The following is a 19,416-nucleotide window of genomic DNA, read 5'->3' on the forward strand; positions in this document are numbered from 1 at the left end:
ATTAAATTGTTACACATATAATGTTTAGACTAATTTCATTTTTCTGGCTATTTGCCTATACGAAACTTATTAAAACAAGAAAAGCGCAGGCTATCACCATACACGGCTTGGGCTTAGGACTACCCTCTAACATCTATTGGGTGCCTGCACTATATGTGCAAACTCACTTAATGTTAGAATTGCCCGTTTACATTCTTAGGTCCTAATCCAAGCCGCAAAGGAGCAAATAAAATGTCTGCATTGCAAAAACACGCGTCAAATATACAAAAAAATAATGAAAATGTGTCTTAATGGATAAAATTATTGATATAAAATGGGAAAATGTGCCCAAATTGGCATGAAATTGTCCAAAATCTGCAGATTATTCATAATTGTTGTTTACGAATACCACGATTGCCACTCTTTGAGAGTAGGACGCCCTTACGAATAATACACTTCTTATTTAGGTAGGGATGGTCTGCTGATAAACCATAATTACGCAAACTAGCGTAACTATAACAGTTCAAAGGGCAATAGATAGACTATTAACGCTATTTTAATTCGTCGAACCAACGTTATATTTAGCATAAATCATCACAGGTCTTTGCTTTGAAGCGCCTTGATATATCTCCATCACTTTAGTCACGCAATCCCTCGATACCGTGAAGCAACCCAGGCTCTCTGAACCTAATGGAATATACTCCCTTTCACCAGAAAATCTCGTCACCTTTCCCGCCGAATGAATCAAGATATCACGAGTCTCAGCTAAATAGTTCGTCTTGTCAAGTCCTCTAAGGCGGATGTAATTCTTAAACTTACGCCCCTTTCCTACCATCACATACCGTACAAGGCTGGAGCAGCCACTTCCAAACTCATTGCTGAACTTAGGCTTGGCATCAGTATTTCCTTTGCCACTGCCATGCATACAATAGCTACTCATCAAGCGCTTGCCATTCTGCAAGTCATATATGAAGAACCGCTTCTTGCCCGAAGGTATGGAGAAATCGACCAAGATATAATAATCCGTGCTATACCCTCGTCTATCGCAATAGTCCCTTACTTGCGACAAATTCTCGCAATCCACCTTGCCATACCAATCCTTGGCATCGATGTAATTCTTATACAATGGTTTCGTATATCTTTGATATATTGGAGGGACGAAAGGAATGCAAGCCATCAACAGTAAGACCACTAACAATACGATATATTTCTTATTCATTGTCTTCATTCAATTTAATTTTTTGTTTAGTGATAGCAAATAATATCCAGCTGATAAGAGCGCTGGCCAAGATTGGCGCACAATAGACGATGAGGTTCTTTGCGAAATATCCTATACCGATAAAGTTGGATAAGTTTTGGGTGTCTTTTATCAATATCTCTGCACACTCTTCCGCAGATATACCAATAAATCGTCCCCATACCAAAGCTGTTGCCAAGGCATTCATTATCAGCCATGTGAGACAGGCGTAGTATTGGCGTCTGTATTTGGTTTTCTTGAACAACGGCGACCGCTCTTTAAGTTCGCCCATCCCCTTCCAGGACCTTACGAAAGCAGGCAGGGCAAAAATTACAGGAAGCAGCCATACCAAATAAACGAACAATAGTATAAACGCTGCATTGTACGATATGCCGAGCATAACCGCCAAGTCGGCATTGACGGCACACAACAAGACATACAGATAATACGAGTATGAGATGGGAATAGCGGGCGTCACGTCCATATGAACACCGTAACGTATTGCCTCAACGACCACTAAGATTAATATCGCGTAAATCACCAATGCATTTTTCTTCAAAAAAGGATATAAAGCAAGGCAAATATTTGTGACACATAGTATCACGATGCTACCCCACATGGTGTAACCCGCATGCGATGGGGCAAGAAATATATATCCTTCGTTTTTCACCACCATGTGGTAGGCCGGCATTTCCACTCCATCTATTCCTGCATTAAAAAGACCATAAAGAAACATTACAGCAAGACCAATGGCTATCGGAGCCAGCACATAATTGCGCCGCCATATCAGAATGACACTTGCCACAACGGACATTACGCCACATATAGCCATTTGGATTGGAAACGACCAATGAAGTAATAATGCAAATAGTATAAAAACGATTCCCCAAAAGATTATTCCCCAAAAAGGCAAGAAAAGCAAGAAAATACTCGACTCCAGAGAAGATATCCAATCCTGCACCTTCCTAATAGCGTCATTGCCATCAACATCAGCATAATAATCGGTATTCTTTTCAAGATATTCCCTTATCATGCGACGTTTTAACATGTCCTTCTTCAGCCAATTGCCATTATTATTCTCCAATTCGGGCGCAATAGCCTCTTCCGCCTGTTGCTTCAACTGATTGCGATGCTCTTCTATTTTGCCAAGCATCTTATGTCGTTTCACATACAACATCGCATAACAAACAGCACTAATGCCAACAGCACCTACCAACCATCTCCAATCGATGTAATCGGAGCCTCTAAAGTAACACACCCAGACTATGAGAACAAAGCAAGCCCAGGGCAAGACTATTCTAATAATTTTCTGCATATTGTTCATTGCTTTTATTATAGTTATTATCTGGTTGCAAAGATAGCCTTTTGTTTTGTAATGGTAATGAGCACGAAGGTATGCTTGTATGAAATGGTGATGTTAGTGTATAAAACGACATAAACGAGTGTCCCACAACATAAGGCGGAATTCTGTTTACAATCAAAACCATAAAAGAAGCCTGCCCGCTCAGAGCATAAAAAAAGAGTTCAACGATATTGCTCATTGAACTCTTTGCGGAGAGAGAGGGATTTTATACCACTCTACCATCTTCTGTAACTCGTTGATATTCAAGTGCCGTCTTTAGGCATTTTCGCTTATTTTGCACGAAAAATGGCGCAGAACTGGCGCAAGACAAAACGTCTTAAAACACTGTGTATGAATGACTTTTATTACACGATTTAACTATTTTAAGAAATCTATTGACTCTATTTTCTACTCCTTCCCTCAAATCTTTGAGGAGATTATGGCATTACGACACTCGCTTCTTACTTTTAAACAAGTCGGTTGCCATTGTTTTCTGCTTATCATCTCATTGCCTTTGTATTATGTTTATGAATTGCCCTTATGAAAGGGGGATAATACTACACCATGACCACTATCTTACCATTATTATTCAAATGCCTATAAGTCAAATATGACTCTGAAAGTTGTATCTTCATGTAGCAATGTTGATTTTCAAGATGTTACATAACTTTTATAGGCATTGAAATATGTAGCCTACTTGTAGCGTCTTGTAGCACGATGTAGCGTTATATCCTATTATTGGTACAAAGTTAGTATAAAACAATTAGAATAAAGATAAATTCCTCGTGTTTAACACTAACTTTGCACCAAAATACTGATGTTAGAGGCTACTAACAAAGTCCTTTACCTTTGTTTGGTATTCTTCCTTGGTCATACCTCCTGTCTCTATCATTGAGTCAAGTACATCGCCAAGTTCATCAAAAGCAATATCATGATGATATTCTTTAGTCGTTCCATCCTTTTCTCCATAGATACGGTAGTAATCAGAGCCTTCATCCAAAGCAATATATATCTTACCTTGAAATTGGAAGCCATTCACTTGCATGACGAGAGTCGCCATAGTGAAGTCTTCGCCATTGACACTCTTGACAATTTGGGGGGCATACATCTTAGAGATGCCCCAACTATTGATAACGTCTATAGGTGTTGTGTGAAGCAATTGGGAGAAGATGATATTCACAACGCTTCTTACATGTTCTCTGTCTAATGTTTTTATTTGTATAATCTTTTAAGTGGATATTCTTATACTAAGCCAAAAGTCTCTTTGCATATTCACGCAATCTTTGCAGGTGCTCCTGTTGGCTCATGCCGCCTGTCTCAATAACCGCATCGAGCACTTGCCCCAAGTCTTTGAAAGCTATGTTTTCATTTTCCTCATGCAACATTCCGTTCCGTTCGCTATACAAGCCAAAGGTTTGCTTAACTCGGTTATTGGTCACATAGAGTCTGCCTTGGTAGTTGAAGCCATTAACATCCATCATCAATGCTGCTACGGTCCTCTCCATCCCATCAACCGTGATTTCAATTTGAGTTACAACCTTGTTTGTTACTCCCCAACCATACACCACATTAAAAGGTGTGGTGAGAGCCAACTGCTGCAATATGGTGCATGCTGCTCTTCCAATCTGTTTCTTCCTTAATCTCTTCATATTTCAAAGTGGATATGCAAAGGGCAAAGCAGTGAACCTTACCCCTTGCAGTAAGTACTAATCAAACTCAAATGGATGTATATAATAATAGGTGTCCTCCGAGTCGTACTCGTATTCGTTGATGAAGTCCACCATTTCTTCCTCTGTCCGCTCGCCTTGGCTAATGCCGGTCTTCTCACACCATGCCTCAATAGCATCGCATATGGTGTCATACACATCTTCACAAATATCTTCAAAGTTGCCACCAGACGAACTTACACAACACTCTTCGGGAAAGAAACCTCCTTCATCGTGGACGTAAAATATCTCACATCCACATTCTATCTCACGGTAACTTATAGAAAGTTCATTGCCAAGTACCTTGTTCAATTCATCAAAGAACAGGTCGCAAGCCGACCATGCACTTTCGGTATCAAACGACAACAGCCCTCCATCCTCGTCATCCTCGAACTCTGCCCAGTAGATTTTTCCACGGACTGATATACCGCTATGCTCATAGTCAATGCCTTGCGTGAACCTCTCACTTTGTACTGCGTGTCACAAATATTGCTCATACTTCAAAAATTTTATTTTCCCTTTCGTAGTAAAACTACTTCCGGGATTTGTTAGAAATTATGTGCCTTAAAAAGGTGTTATGCACATCGATGCAAGGTTTGGCACCAAAATACGACCCGTAGGCGTGGAGATTTTGGAAGCCAAGCAGAGCCTTGACCTTGCAAAGCGATAAGGCATAACAAATACCTTTGCACAATAATTTCAATAAATCTCGGGAGTATTCATGCGATAGCATAGTCTGTTGGAACAATATTCGTTTAATGTTTTTATAGAATTTGCATATACAAAATGTTCGGGAATAACAAATTCTGACGCCGATTTTCATTTATTTTGAGAATATTTTTAAAAAGTTTGTCCGATTCTTGGAGAAAAGTTGCGGGTTCTCAAAAAATATTTGTAATTTTGTCTCGGACTTTCTATTTAACAAACCTATAACAACCGCTTGACGAGTGGAAACCATATATAGTTAACCAATTGACATAAACAATACACCAACTGGGGAACTAAACATTCTGTCAGCGCATTAATGTTTGTAAAGGAACTGATCCTTAGATTATGAACAACGAATCTAAGAAACATACGCCAGCATTGCCTAATGCTGACACCCGACGAGGCGGTAAAAATCCCTCCAGTGCTGGACTTACCTCCTGCACCTCCCCCGAAGTTCAAAGTCATCAGACGGAGAACTCCCATACAGGGGTGTCCTTGGATTGTGTGCCAAGTGGTAAGAAGGTTTGGTATGTTTTTCGTGCTACATATGGACGCACAGCCTTGGCATGTGTGGAAATACAAAAAAAAGGCATCGAGACATATATCCCGATGACTGTGGTCAAAAAAGAAATAAATGGGAAGAAGAAGCTTGTTCAACAGCCTCTTCTTCCCAATCTTGTTTTTGCGTATATGACTTGTGAGCAGTCTCTTGAATTTGTAAAGGAGCCAGCTCGCACAGCATCCTATATAAAATACTACACCGACAAGACAAAACCTATTGTAGAAGAGACTGGTCTTAACCCTCCTATGATTATCCCTGACAATGAAATGAAAAATTTCATCAATGCTACTAGTGTGCCAAGTGAACATAGCGGCATGATGCCAAAGGAACGTGTTCATTACAAGAGTGGCGAATTAGTACGTGTCATAAAGGGTGATTTTACAGGTGTGATAGGCAGGGTCGCAAGAGCCTCAGGACAACAGCGAATCGCAATAGACATAGATGGATTGGGGACATTTGTCACAGCATATATTCCCAACGATTTTATACAAGAATGGCCATTCAAGGATAATTTATGAAAGGAATGAAAGATTTACCCTCTTTGTCTACTCTTTATAAATAAAAAGAAATATACATATGGAATTATCTTATATAATAGCACCATTATTGGGAGGTGTGATTGGTTACATCACCAATGACATCGCTATACGAATGTTGTTCCGCCCACATAAAGCAAAATATGTGTTTGGCATCCACATTCCATTTACACCTGGTATTATTCCGAAGGAAAAAGGACGTATTGCCGAAGCCGTAGGTGGTGTAATCAGCGAGAATCTGATGAACAAGGAGGTATTGGAAAAATATCTTCTGTCTGAGGATATGGTTGGAAAAGTTCGCTCTGCGGTTAAGGAGTTTATCGCCACACAGCAGAGAAACGACGAGACGGTAGTTCAATTCTTAGGACATTACTTGTCAAAAGAAGAAATTGATACCTTTGCACAGAACATCAACCAAAGCATCACCAAGCAGACTTATGAAAAGTTGGCTGACAGTTCTGTTGGAGAAAAGGTTGCCCACATCGCCATTGACCATGTGGCACAAAAGCTAACCATTGATGGAGCGCAAGAATTGCTTTCTGGTATTGGCGGTGCATTGGGAGGTTTAGGTGGTATGGCAGCAGGACTGTTTGGTGGCAATATCGTTGCCAAGTTCTTAGGTATGCTTCGTGATCCAGCCGAACATTTCCTTGCCAAAAACATCAACACAATGCTTCGAGACAATGGCGAGGAGATTGTGTCAAATATGATTGGTGGCGAAGTTGACAACTTCTTGAATAAGCCTGTAAGCAAATTGCTTGAAAGGCACGAAGAGCAGTTGGCTCAAGCTGTCAACACTATTGAGTCCATTTATCGTAGCATCATAACCGAACATCTACCAAAGATTCTTCAATCTATTGACATCAGCAAGATTGTTCGGGAACGTATCAACGAAATGGACGTAAACGAGACCGAAAAACTCATCTTCCAAGTCATGGATAAAGAACTCAAAGCCATTGTATGGTTGGGTGCTTTGTTGGGGTTGGTGATGGGAAGTATAAACATTTTAATTTAAATATCTATGAAAAAATGTGATTTTCCTATAGGAAACGGTTTAAAATTATCTTTGAATGAATGTGGTTCTGTATATTTCGGCCATGTGCATATTAGTATATGGCGTAGCCTCATGCCTATAGAAACACTTAGATCTGGTTTGGAAACAGTTATGTGGAATTTAGATTATGACGATTTTAGGTCTGATAAACGAGCTTTAAGACATTTTCTTGATGTACTAAGCGAAAAGTGTGGTCATAAAGTTGTTCTCTTTGAAAAATCCCACCTTGGTAGTTATGCTCAGGAACTGGAAGCTAAGGGAGCCAATTTGGATGGATTTTTAATAACAATTTTTAAATAATTATGACTATGTTATTAGGTGGTTCTTCAAATAATTCAAATGTGTTTGCCTGTCCTCGCTGCTTTGAAAAGACAAGACATATAAAGATCAGTTACCAAGAAGCTTTTTCCGAAATGGGAAATGCAGCACGTGTTATAGGTGGAATAAGCGATATAACAGGTATTGGGAAAATCTCTTCGTTAATATCAAATTGTCACTATTGGAAATGTACAAAATGTGCAACCATAACTATTAGAAAAAGTGATGGTACGATACGTAGAATTTTAGACGAATTCGAATAAGTGTTAACATAACAACTTCTCATATCGCTTATGATTGATATATCAATTATTTTCAAGGGTACAGATGTGCTAAAAAGAATAGCAGAATATCTAAACCTGTTAGATTCTGTTTCGTCTCGAATATCAAGACTCGAAAAAATGCACCAAAATTCCGCAAGAGAATCTTTTGAAAACGCATCCAGAACTAACGATTATAAATTACAAAGGCATTACATTATCCGAGCTATAGATAAATATAATGATGCTTTAGGAATAGAGGAAGATGACGAAGCTCTATTTGGAATATTTATAGGATTAGCAAGTTGTCATTCCATATTGGGGGACACGAACAATAGGAATGCTGCTATATCTAAAGCCTTAAAATGTTATGAGAACATCCGTTCAAAATCATTAGAGGAACCGTTAGATTTAATCGGCATGCAGGCCGATGATGATGAAGATTTAAAAAAAATAATGCATGTCATTTGGGGAGTTGCAAGTTTAGGCATCGGAAACCTGGCTAATGAAGGCATAAAGCAAATGAGTGCAAATAAAATCAAAAAATACAAAGAAAAAGAAGCTGACATGCGTTCCATAGCAGAACAACTTTCATTATATATATAAACAAAATGTCACAAATAAATCATCAAATACAGCAGATAATAGATAAGCGTAAGCTTACTCGTCTGCCACAGATTGAGAAGGAAATAACCTTCTTGAAAGAGGTAAAAGCCAAGGTTGAAAATCTTGACTCAGTAATAAACACGGTTTCGCACCAGATAAGCACGAAGCAAGGTTCGTATTATATCATGCTTCAAGCTGATCCTACTATGGAGGCACGCTTTATGGCTGTGTCAACTTCTGAGGTTAAGCGGTTGTTGACCGAACAACTCCAGACTTTGGAGAACTTGAAGAAACGTTTTTCTCGTGATGCTGTGCAAATAGCATTTATTGGCTATGAACGCCAAGGAAAGAGTTGTTTCCTTCAGTCTATCTCTGGACTTAACAATAAGGTGATTCCTGCATACAGTGGTACAAGTTGCACTGGAGCCGTATCTGTGATTCACAATGTGGACAAAGACTTGGAAGTACATATTGAGTTTTACGAGCATGAGGCATTTCTCAAAATCGTACAAGAAAAATTGCAAACATTCTTCCCAAACAAGTCTTTCACAGTTGGTAGCATCAATGATTTGAAATACATTGATTTGTCAGGCTTTGTTTGTGATGATCCCCAACTATCTTTGGAGTTCAACAAATTCAAAGATGCATTCATTGACCATATTGATGTTTATGAAACATTGATAGGACATGGAAAGGTCATAACTTCAGATGAAGACCAGATAATTCAGCATGTGTCTCAGTACGAAGAATTCGATTCTATACCTACAGGTGATAATCCTTCTTTGTTTACTCAAAAGGAGAAACTGGATTCCGAAGGCAACAAAATTGCAGTTTGGCAAAAGAACCACTACAAATATATAGCTGTAAAATCAGTTAATATCTATACACGCTTTGTTGACCCTCGCATTGGAGATTCAAAGATTGTGTTGGTTGACACCATTGGTATGGGAGATGCATCAAATGCAGAACGCATTGAAGATGAAATGTTCCGAGTATTGCGTGAGGATTGTGATGCCGCAGTCGATGTATTCAAGCCTCAGGCTAATGGCGACTCGTTCAACAAACAGCAGGTTGAGGTCTTGAAAAAGATTGGACGCAGACTTTCTGACTGCGAACCACAGCGTTGGATATATTATGTATTGAACCGTGTTGAAAGTGGCAAAGGGTACAACAAAGAAGTTGTTCCTGCTATTATACAACAGGTTAAGTCAAGTTTCCAAACCATGACATCAAAGCCTGTGGCAGATGTGATAGACATCAATGCTATCGATACAGACGAGGTTAATGACCGCCTAATAAGCCCACTGTTGGATCTTATCACCAACAATCTTGATGATATAGACTCTAACCTTGTTGCAGAAGCCAACAAATCGAACGAATTACTTTATCAAGAGTATAAGTTGTTGGCAGATGCCGTAGGTAAGGTTGTTTCTGGCAGCATGAAACAAGGCTCTAACGAACTGAAGAAGTTCCGTGAGTTATACAAAACGGACTTGACCTATTCAAAAGAGTTGAAGGTTTTGGATAACCAGTACTATGCAGAAAAGGACAAACCTTGCCCAGAGGTAAAAGAGAAGATAGATGAGGTTATCAACAAACTGACAAAGTTGATAGATCGTCCAGACATAATTGTTGTGGATGTAGAGAAAGGTGAAAAAGCAACCAACGATTTGTTGGAGAAATACTGCAATATATTCCGTAACAGAATTTATGCAGCATTTGACGAAGTAACTACAGACGTATTGTTACCACTCCAAAACAAATTGAAAGATTCTATCATCAATATACTCTATGAGAATGCACGATTGGGAAGAATTCCTTTGCGGAATTATGCTGTGGAGGATGGTGCGTCACAAGAATGGCTGAAGGCATTCATTTCTGAGAAAGTAGATAAGGAGGCATATCCGCACATGAACTATATGCTCAATTTCATCCTTGACTATCAAATTAGCATTGAAGGATTGATGGAGTACAATGTGGCACGTTGTCTTGATACACTCGATAAACATAGTCCAGCTTTCAAAACCATGTCTCCTTTGACAGGCATACCTGATGCACAACAAGCCAAGAAGATTTGGAGTGAGATTGTGAGCCGCACATCAGCCATCCAAACAGAAATGCGTAAGTGGCGTGATGATTTCTCTCTGATTCCAAGTCATTCGTTCTATGCTCGCACCAGTATGTTCAGAGATTTGTTGGTAGATGACACAGACACTCACATGTCAGAAGAACTATATAACTTCTATTCGGAAAACCGCATGGCTATTTGGCGTGACGAGTTTGCAGGAATGATGCAGGAAAAGGAAGCCTTTGGTAGTTGGAATGAGGAAAGTGCCGCAATAACAAATCTTTGCAAGAAGAATTCATTCATCTTTAAACTATAAAGTACAATGGGGTTATTCGACAAAATAGGTCAGATAATAACAAGGAATTCGTCCGATGCTACTCCTACCTTAAGTATCTGTATGATGGGACCACGTTCTGTGGGTAAAACTACAGTACTTACTTCTATCTTTCATGAATCGCAATCGCAGATATGCGAAGGCTCATCTATATACTTGAAGGCACTTGACAGCAATACCAACATGCTGAATGACTACCATACAATGTTGGTGGATGCTGTAGCTAAGAAGAATGCTTCAAACTTGCCTGCTTCTAACACAATTTCTGAGTTCCAATTTGGATTGGGATTGGCAGGTCGTTCTGAGTCTGTAAAACTTACTATCAGAGATTTTCCCGGAGAGTATTTAACCTCCACCATCAAGAGTGACCGTGAAGATATATACAACTTTATGGCCAACGCAACAGTTATCCTAATTGCTGTTGATACACCTTATTTGATGGAAGAAGGAGGACGATACAATGCGGAAAAGAACAAGGTAGATATTGTCACTCATTATCTCAAAGACAATGTAGCGGCTGTTAAGGACAAACTCGTACTATTCGTTCCATTGAAATGTGAGAGATACTTACATGATGGAAAGTTGCCGCAAGTTTCAGAGAAAGTTAAGGAAACCTATAAAGAACTAACCGATTTCTTTGGACAAAATAACATTGCCAGTTTCATCACTCCTATTATTACTTTAGGTGGTATAGAGTTTGATTCGATGAAGAACAGTAATGTACCCGGTGATGTTTCCAAGGTATCTGTATTCCGTTCGTGGGATGTAAAACCAGAGTACAAGCCATTGTTCTGCCCTCAGCCACTTTACTATTTGCTGACATACGTCACAAACTATTACGAGTGGCAAAAGAAACAAAAGAAAGGACTCATTGATAGTTTCATGGATTCTATCTATTCATTCATCAAGAATGATTCCAAATTCTTTGAAGAGATGAAAAAGTTGACACGCTTTGTCATCTACAACAAGAATGGTTTCATTCCTTTGACAACAAATACAATTATAAAAATCAACTAAAAGACGAAAATATGGCAGAGCCTTTAAAAGTAATAATGATGGGAGGCCGCCGATGTGGAAAGACATCAGCATTGGCAAGCCTTTTTGAAGAGATGAAGAACGGTCAAGTAAAAGACTACTTCACCGTATCTGATAGAACTGTTCTAGAAACAAAAGGGTTTGAAACGCAAGACTCGTTGAATGACAAGACCTTGGAATTACAGAATATGTTGGAGTCTAATAAAGACAACAGCAACATATTCCTTGTTGATAAAAATCCAACATCTAACTTTTGGTTATACAAACTCCATCTTCAAATTCCCGGAACAAAGAGAGAAATGGATATTGAGTTCCGTGACTCAGCAGGAGAGTTTTTCGAAGCATCAGGATCTCATGCCCAAGAAACAGAAGAGTATATCAAGAATTGCGATGTGTTCGTAATTGTTGTTGACACTCCTTACCTGATGGGTAGTGTAGATGAGTCAACCAAAGATTTGTGTCCAGAATCTATTGACCTTGGAACAAATAGAGTACAAGATATCCAGAACTTCTTGACCCACATTGATGATAAAGAAGGACAAGATGCCAAAATGGTTGTGTTTGTACCACTAAAATGCGAGAAATGGGCAAAAGAGCCAAATGGCTTAAACAAGGTGACAGCACGCATCAAGGAGGTCTATGGCACACACATCAAGAATCTCTCTGCATACGAGAAGATGAACATCTGTGTGATACCAATGCAGACATCTGGCAATATTCTTTTTTCAGAATTCCGTAAAGCGTATATATACAATAGTATTGATGGACCAGTACGTTGTTGCAAGATAGATGATGAAACAGTCAGAAAAGAGGATGGAGAAAATGATCTCCCCATGCCTGGTGAAACAGTTGTAGAAGACGGTGAGGCAGTAATCAATGGAACAACACTTCAACGTCCGTATTCATGGTATCAAATCAATCCACATGACAGCAGTTTTGCTCCAAAAAATTGCGACCAACTTCCATTGCATATTATTCGCTTCATGTTGATGAAGCTAATGGATGCAGAGGCCAAAGTCCAACATGGAGGATTACTCGGATGGATTTACGATTTTCTGAGAGATATGATAGACCGTATCCGTGGCATATTTGGTACTATGAATACCGAAGAGCTTAAACAGATTATTGGCAGAATGCAACGCAGTGGCTTGATAAAGGACACTGGTGATGGAATAGAAATCATTAAACGTTTCTGATTATGTTAAGGTATTATTCTTATTATTCTGTGGGTGGGTATAAGGATTTTATACTCGGCACAAGTGAAGACAAACAGGAGGCTACTTATTACTTACCTCTTTTGCCTGTCTTGGAAGAACGTGCAAAGACAGATGAAGATGCAGCAAAGCTATTTGACCAACAAAAAAATCTTCCTAAAATACAACAGCTGTCAGCTGAGCAGCCATTCAGTCTCCCAGCGTCTGCAAGAGTTCTTTTTTCACATGCAGGATATAAGCTTATCTACAAACATCTTGAAGGAGATTATTATGCTTTGGCTTTGAGAAACATTTCAGCCAACACCAAAGATGATCATGGGCGATCAGTACCTTTTATGTTTGTTATTACAGGTGATACAAAGCATGATGTTGAGGTATTGAATATCCTTGCTACATATTTCGCTTGCAACATAAAAGGCGTTGAAGCCATTTTGTCAAAGTACCTCTTTATGGATATTGATGTAAATGGTTTGAAGTTTGAAGTTGCAAAATTCAACGCTTGGGTAAAGGCTGTTGTAGCCAACAATTCTTTAACCATATTGCCAACAATGGATGGAGGAAAATCCATCCATGCCCAAATTGGCAATGTCGCACTATTGGTCTTGCCAGAAGGCATAACAGAACAAAAAGCCATAACAGAACAAAAGTTAGGAACAATGGAAATAACGTCAGTAAAGGAAATTGAGATATTATCAAAAGAAAATCCTGATAGATTGGTAAAGCAGATTCTTTCTATTGCGGAAGAATTGAAAGAAGAACGCAAGAAGAATGCAACTTTTAAAAAAGGCATGATAGCAGCTGGTGCTGCAGGATTATTTGTCGGTGCATTTATTGCAAGTTGTTGTCATAAATAGTCAGTATTATGGCAGATGTCTTGAAAGTATTAATGATGGGCGGTCAACGTACTGGGAAAACCTCTATGTTGGCCGGCTTGATTGAGACTATGACCCATGGGACAGTCAAGGACATCGTTGAAGTGAAAGATGTGACAGAGAGCAGACCTGCCAGTCTGAAACTTATCAAAAGCATAGAATCTTTAAAATGGAATTTGCTAACCTCATACGGTAAGACCTATCTTATTGATGATAGTAAATCAGGAGAATTTGAAGATTTTATGCTACAATTCAGCGTGCCTGGAACAGAAAGTAAAATGAATATTTTGTTTTCTGATGTCAGTGGTGAATACTATGACATGGGGCGGCAACATGATGCAGAAGTTCGTGAGAAAGTCAGGGAATACGATGTTTTCTTGATAGCCATAGATACACCGAATTTGATGGAAGCTGTCAACTCCAGCAACAAATTATGCAACGAAGCGATCAACAATTCTTATAACCACGTCAATGACATTCATACTTTTTTGACCGAATTGGATGACAAAGAAGGTTCCGATGCTAAGCTCGTTATATTTGTTCCCCTCAAATGTGAGAAATGGGCAAAAGAGGGAAACATTGGTAATGTTGTTCAACGGGTTAAAACAGTCTATGCCCCAACTCTTCAAGCATTGTCTAAATACAATAATGTAGAGGTCGATATATTGCCTGTGCAAACAGTTGGAAATATTATTTTTCAAGAACAGGCAAAAGCTATGTCTTGTGTACTCAATGGAAAAATTCAAAGAAGGTGTGCTATAATAAACAAAAAGACACAAGTCAGATTTGAAGATGGAACAATTGAAAACATTGACTTGACCAAACATAAGTTTCAAGAAGACAACAACGCTGTTATTCGAGAACATTCGGCTCTTATGGTTCCCAATTCATGGTTTACGACTATTGGAAAAAAATATGAGCCAAAACATTGTGATCAATTGGCATATTACATCTTGCAATTTTACCTTGCAAAAGTTCTTTTTGCCAAAGATGTAGAGCAGTTAAAAGAGAAAAAAAACAAATGGAAATGGGGAAAACGAATAGCAATTGCAACAAGTTGCGTATTTGGTTTGGCCGGAGTTGCTGTTACGTACTTTACATCTAAGTATCTTGAAAAGAAGTTTGGCACTATAACATTGGAACAAATGCTTTCTCTTACAAAAAAGTTGCAAGATGGTGGCTATATCAAGCAAAATCTCGATGGGATAGAAACTGTTAAAGAGTCAAAGTTACATGCTATAAACGAAATACAAGTATGATAAGATACTATGCATATTACAATCATGGTGGCTATAAGGACTTCTACGTAGGCAATACTAAGGAGGAAGTTACATCAAAATATTTTTTACCCTTGTTGGCTGTTCATGAGCAATCTTTGGAAGAGAATCCAAACGATGAAGCGTTAAAGGAACAGATAGAACACCAAAGACAATTGCCTAAACTTGTCGCATTGTCTGATGCTACGCCAGACTATAACTATCCAAAAGAAGCAAGAGTTTTGATGTCTCATGGAGGATATAAAATCCTATATAAACGACTTGATTATAAAAAATATGCTCTTGCCATTAGAGATATACCAGGGCCTAAGGATGTCTATGGTCGACAGTCACCTTTCAATATGATGTTTATAGGTGATGAAGATGATTTGGTGAGCTTAGATAAGTTAGCTGAACATATACGCAACAATTATAGTCAGTTCTTGGAATTTTTGGGAACACTGTTCATCAACGACTTAAACGAGAACGGTTTGCGTTGTGATAATGATAGATTGACATCGCTTCTCCACTCTATTATAGAGTGTGACGAAGCTATATCACTCTGCGTAAGCAACCCCTTACATGTGCGTATGCTTGTTGTAGGTTGCCCTTGTGACTTGAAGACGACCTTCAAAGAGCAAAACATTACAAAGAGAGAGGTAAACGTCTGTTTTGATGAAACAGGTAAACTGCTTTTCAAAGCTATAGAAGAACAAACAAATGTAAGGAGCAATGCATCAATCATAAATGTAGAGCAAGAAAAACCACACACGCGGCAAGATGCAGCAGACAGAAAAAACATCCTGTCTTTGCATGCCATGACGAACACCCCAAAAATCGAAGATATTGAAAAAATATGGGATTACATCAGAGGTATGGAAAAAAGGACTGTGCAAATGAGTAAGCACATCGAAGAACTTGAAAAAAGAATTGCTGAACTTGAAAACAAACGAAATTATGAATAAAAAGAAAACTTTGTTCGGACTTGATTCTAAATCATACGAACACGACTTTGATAAAACAGCCTTAAAAACGCTAAAGGCTTTGCCTGGGTTTGACAAGGTGGTAAATTTCTTCTTGAACTGGACATATATCAAATGGCATATTGTCGAGTTACAGGGATCGAATTTCCTTGTAACAAGAGAATCATGCCCAGAGCTCTATGACTTGGTGCATGATGTAGCAGATACGCTTGACGTAAGACCACTTCCACGTTTTTACACGCAATGGGGATATAACATCAATGGTTACACTACAGGCTATAAAGAAGATACCATCTTGGTATTGAATAGTGGTACCATAGATTTGCTTAGCGAGGATGAACTTCGCTATGTGGCAGGTCATGAGTGTGGTCACATCAAGAGCGGGCATGTTATCTATCACACTATGGGTGAACTTTTTAATAGTGCCATTAGCCAAATACCAGTGGTAAGTTCATTTACAACCCCTATCTATTATGCTTTGATGTATTGGATTCGTATGTCGGAGTTTACCGCAGACAGAGCAGGTCTCTTAGCTTGTCAAGACATTGACGCTGCCATTAGCGGTATCATTAAAATGTCAGGTCTTCCCATCAAGTATTTTGAGAATATGAACAAGGATGCCTTCATTAAGCAAGCTACCGAATTCAAACAATCTTTCAGTGGATTCACAGACAAGGCTATCAAAACCTTGACAATTGCTGGAAGTTCCCATCCATGGACTGTGCTTCGTGCCGCAGAATTACTCACATGGTATGAAAGTGGAGAATACCAAGATATTCTTAACGCTAATACATCATCAGAGTGCAGTGCTTGCCACATGCAGATTCCGGCAGGGGTAAAAAAATGTCCATACTGTGGAAATGAAGTGTAGTAAAAAGATCACATAAGACATAGAAAACAATCTAAATATGGGATTAACATCAATGGCGGTAACAGCAATTGCTTCTGCTGCAAAATATTATATAAAAGAGAGTTCAAGAGTTGAATACTTTCCAATTGAGGCAAAAAAACAGTTGGAATTGGCATACTTGTATTTGGACAACGCAGAAACAGAAAATCAAATTAGAAGTGCATTGGTGCATATGGAAAATTCTGCATTAAAGATATTTGATTCTGGATTTGATTCAGTTGTAGCTAATGGTACTACTAAAGCAATAAAATACAATACCTTATGTTATGAAATATCTTTATTGCACAAGAAATTAAATGACGCTTATGAATTAGTAAAATATTGGGCGTTCAAGAATGAATTTAGTCTTAAAAATACAGACGGAGATTACAGATTACATTATAAAGATTTATTGTCTGAAACTGATTATATAACGTACATTGATAAATTTGTTGCAGTAAGAATTGATAATAGTGAACCTGAATGGGATCCTTATGTTGGGCTCTGGTCTGATTGGCCCTAAATACATACTGGTATTTTTATATAGCTCATTGTAAGTACCTAAAGATTTTGAAATCGATTTTACATGTTTATCCTTATTTCAACAATTTCAATCATAGCATTAGGTATATGTACGGGATGCTATTTTTCTAAACGAAAATTTGAGAGATCTATTAATGAGTTCTTTAACAAAGCAGAAATTATTCCTGTTGAAACCTCAGAATTAGAAGATGAGTTTGACCGGATTGAAGAATTAAAAGTCAACTTAGAGGAAGTCCGCATAAATGTTGAAAATTTGGATATTCCCACACCAGAGTATGTCTCTTCTTATGATGACACGCAATCAGTCCTTAATAAACTTTCAAGCTATTTTGAAGACCATTCATTGGCTACTGTTGGTACGGAACAAGTAATTCTTTCGTTGTTACCTACATCTCAAATCGGGCAATCGTTGCAGGCTATAGCTGAAGTATTACCTCAAAATCTCGGTCATGCAATTTTTGGTAATGCTTTAGAATCAGTAAAAGATAACATTTGGAGTATTCCCACTATGGATAGATTAGAGAAATTCATCCATGGTATGGTACATCTTAATCATTATCAGATGTTGTCTGTTGCAAAGGCGTTGGAACATCACCAAATATCAGATGCGTTATTAACCCCGATTAAGCATGGTGCCTTAGAAGTTTTTGGGGTACATGATGTAACGCATGAACTCGTCAATTCACTATCAGAAATAGGTAGTAATATGGGGGCGGCTGTTGAAGCGAGCACAAGTATTGGTGATTTGACAAATGCTTCAGATATTGACGTAACAGGACATATACCCGTTGTAACAATTGCATTGTCTTCTTTTAGAGAGTTTCAGTTACTTTCTGATGACAAGACTGATTATATTTCATCTTTGAAGAATATCGCATTGGATGCAGTTGGTGCTGGCGTTGGAGGTATGGCAGGAGCTAAAGGTGGAGCCATAATTGGTAGTTTTTTCGGTCCTATTGGGACTGCGATAGGTGGTGGTATTGGTGCTGTAATCGGAGCTATAGGAGGAAGAATGGCAACAAATAAGGCCAAAAGGATACCATTGGATAACGCCATTAAGGCTTATGAAACAGGGTACTATCAGATGAAGAACGAAACAGGACAAAGAAGCAAAGACACATTGTTTTCAATTCAGACTTTTGCAGAAAACAAACGTGAAGAGTTTAAAGAATCTGAAATTCTTGATGATATACCTGTTTCCGATTGCTCTTCCGTTGCAGAACAGATAGCTTTTATTTTATACCAGTTTATTGTAAACGAAGTTGTTGAAAAGAGAAAAGGTGTCTCTCAAATCAAAAAGTCAATATGGTATTCAGCAAAGAAATATGATGCTTTAGTCTTTGAGTACGAGCAACAAATAGAGGACATTGAAAATCAATTACCAACTCCTCAATTGATTAGTAGCAATCCTCGAATTGTTATAGATGTTCTAACAGAAATAGAAATGCCTAATAGAAAAGCATATTCAAAGTTTCAAGATAAGATTAATGATTGTAGAGAAGAATTGAAGAAAGCAAATGACAAGAACAATTCTTCAATACTGATGTGGTCTTACATGGTAAATAATCTCTACCAAACGACACTTAATGACATTGCTGACTTTTCAAATGAGAAAATGGGGAGTCTTAACCGACTATTTTCTGATTGGAAAGATAAAATGACTGAGCTTGAAAATACGGTAGAAAAAGAAAAAGGGAAATTAGGTATAGGTTAATATCAAACAATATATGACCCATGAATGAAAACTTCGATACATTCAAACAAAACGTGGCAAACATTGTTAAAAGAATTGTATTAGACCAAATTGAAAGTCATTGTTTGTCTATAGAACAATGTCATCAATTGTGTGAAGCAGGATTTCCCTATTTCACTAATAACATGTTCTTATCATTTACTGCCTTAATAGTCTATCAA

Annotated in this window: 19 protein-coding genes and 1 pseudogene; 15 read left to right on the forward strand and 5 right to left on the reverse strand. The window is 38.3% G+C overall.

Going from position 1 to position 19,416, the window contains the following annotated elements:
* Window positions 1–535: 535 nt before the first annotated feature.
* The 5 genes and pseudogenes from CIK92_RS12515 to CIK92_RS14245 form a co-directional block, all read right to left on the reverse strand.
* A complete protein-coding gene (locus CIK92_RS12515) occupies window positions 536–1,198 on the reverse strand; it encodes a murein L,D-transpeptidase catalytic domain-containing protein (protein WP_158214799.1) in 663 nt (220 codons plus the stop codon).
* Window positions 1,191–2,531, reverse strand: coding sequence for a hypothetical protein (locus CIK92_RS12520; RefSeq protein ID WP_144289436.1), 1,341 nt, complete (start codon window positions 2,529–2,531; stop codon window positions 1,191–1,193). Before CIK92_RS12520 ends, CIK92_RS12515 begins: the two co-directional genes overlap by 8 nt.
* A gap of 847 nt (window positions 2,532–3,378) precedes the next feature.
* Window positions 3,379–3,738, reverse strand: a complete 360-nt coding sequence (locus CIK92_RS12525) for a hypothetical protein (RefSeq protein ID WP_144289438.1) — start codon at window positions 3,736–3,738, stop codon at window positions 3,379–3,381.
* A gap of 67 nt (window positions 3,739–3,805) precedes the next feature.
* Window positions 3,806–4,207 (reverse strand): hypothetical protein, encoded by a 402-nt coding sequence (locus CIK92_RS12530; protein ID WP_094389295.1) that lies wholly within the window; start codon window positions 4,205–4,207, stop codon window positions 3,806–3,808.
* A 57-nt stretch (window positions 4,208–4,264) separates the two neighbouring features.
* Window positions 4,265–4,761: pseudogene (locus tag CIK92_RS14245) on the reverse strand (hypothetical protein).
* 556 nt (window positions 4,762–5,317) lie between these two features.
* Here CIK92_RS14245 and CIK92_RS12540 point away from each other — a divergent pair.
* The 15 genes from CIK92_RS12540 to CIK92_RS13985 form a co-directional block, all read left to right on the forward strand.
* The gene (locus CIK92_RS12540; protein WP_094389296.1) at window positions 5,318–6,052 is read left to right on the forward strand and encodes a UpxY family transcription antiterminator; all 735 of its coding nucleotides are present in this window, start codon (window positions 5,318–5,320) and stop codon (window positions 6,050–6,052) included.
* 58 nt (window positions 6,053–6,110) lie between these two features.
* Window positions 6,111–7,085, forward strand: a complete 975-nt coding sequence (locus CIK92_RS12545; protein WP_094389297.1) for a DUF445 domain-containing protein — start codon at window positions 6,111–6,113, stop codon at window positions 7,083–7,085.
* 6 nt (window positions 7,086–7,091) lie between these two features.
* Entirely contained in the window at window positions 7,092–7,424 is a 333-nt protein-coding gene (locus CIK92_RS12550; RefSeq protein ID WP_144289440.1) for a hypothetical protein, read from the forward strand.
* A 2-nt stretch (window positions 7,425–7,426) separates the two neighbouring features.
* Window positions 7,427–7,705: a hypothetical protein gene (locus CIK92_RS13550; RefSeq protein ID WP_144289442.1), complete on the forward strand. Its 279-nt coding sequence runs from the start codon at window positions 7,427–7,429 to the stop codon at window positions 7,703–7,705.
* Between the two features lie 30 nt (window positions 7,706–7,735).
* Window positions 7,736–8,308, forward strand: coding sequence for a hypothetical protein (locus CIK92_RS12555; protein WP_094389299.1), 573 nt, complete (start codon window positions 7,736–7,738; stop codon window positions 8,306–8,308).
* 5 nt (window positions 8,309–8,313) lie between these two features.
* Window positions 8,314–10,692, forward strand: coding sequence for a hypothetical protein (locus tag CIK92_RS12560; protein WP_094389300.1), 2,379 nt, complete (start codon window positions 8,314–8,316; stop codon window positions 10,690–10,692).
* 84 nt (window positions 10,693–10,776) lie between these two features.
* On the forward strand, window positions 10,777–11,727 hold the full coding sequence (locus CIK92_RS12565) for a hypothetical protein (RefSeq protein ID WP_254046095.1): 951 nt from the start codon (window positions 10,777–10,779) through the stop codon (window positions 11,725–11,727).
* 11 nt (window positions 11,728–11,738) lie between these two features.
* Window positions 11,739–12,941 (forward strand): hypothetical protein, encoded by a 1,203-nt coding sequence (locus tag CIK92_RS12570; RefSeq protein ID WP_144289445.1) that lies wholly within the window; start codon window positions 11,739–11,741, stop codon window positions 12,939–12,941.
* Between the two features lie 2 nt (window positions 12,942–12,943).
* Window positions 12,944–13,813, forward strand: coding sequence for a hypothetical protein (locus CIK92_RS12575; protein WP_094389303.1), 870 nt, complete (start codon window positions 12,944–12,946; stop codon window positions 13,811–13,813).
* Between the two features lie 8 nt (window positions 13,814–13,821).
* Window positions 13,822–15,090: a hypothetical protein gene (locus CIK92_RS12580; protein WP_094389304.1), complete on the forward strand. Its 1,269-nt coding sequence runs from the start codon at window positions 13,822–13,824 to the stop codon at window positions 15,088–15,090.
* A complete protein-coding gene (locus CIK92_RS12585) occupies window positions 15,087–16,052 on the forward strand; it encodes a hypothetical protein (RefSeq protein ID WP_094389305.1) in 966 nt (321 codons plus the stop codon). Before CIK92_RS12580 ends, CIK92_RS12585 begins: the two co-directional genes overlap by 4 nt.
* Window positions 16,045–16,941 (forward strand): M48 family metalloprotease, encoded by an 897-nt coding sequence (locus CIK92_RS12590; protein WP_094389306.1) that lies wholly within the window; start codon window positions 16,045–16,047, stop codon window positions 16,939–16,941. Before CIK92_RS12585 ends, CIK92_RS12590 begins: the two co-directional genes overlap by 8 nt.
* 37 nt (window positions 16,942–16,978) lie before the next feature.
* Complete coding sequence (locus CIK92_RS12595; RefSeq protein WP_144289447.1) at window positions 16,979–17,482, forward strand: hypothetical protein; 504 nt, start codon at window positions 16,979–16,981, stop codon at window positions 17,480–17,482.
* Window positions 17,483–17,545: 63 nt separating this feature from the next.
* A complete protein-coding gene (locus CIK92_RS12600; protein WP_094389308.1) occupies window positions 17,546–19,216 on the forward strand; it encodes a hypothetical protein in 1,671 nt (556 codons plus the stop codon).
* A 20-nt stretch (window positions 19,217–19,236) separates the two neighbouring features.
* Window positions 19,237–19,416 (forward strand): hypothetical protein (locus CIK92_RS13985; protein ID WP_216822227.1); only part of this gene is annotated, 180 nt, incomplete at its 3' end.

The organism is Prevotella sp. P4-67 (assembly GCF_002251325.1).
In the GTDB taxonomy this organism is placed as follows: domain Bacteria; phylum Bacteroidota; class Bacteroidia; order Bacteroidales; family Bacteroidaceae; genus Prevotella.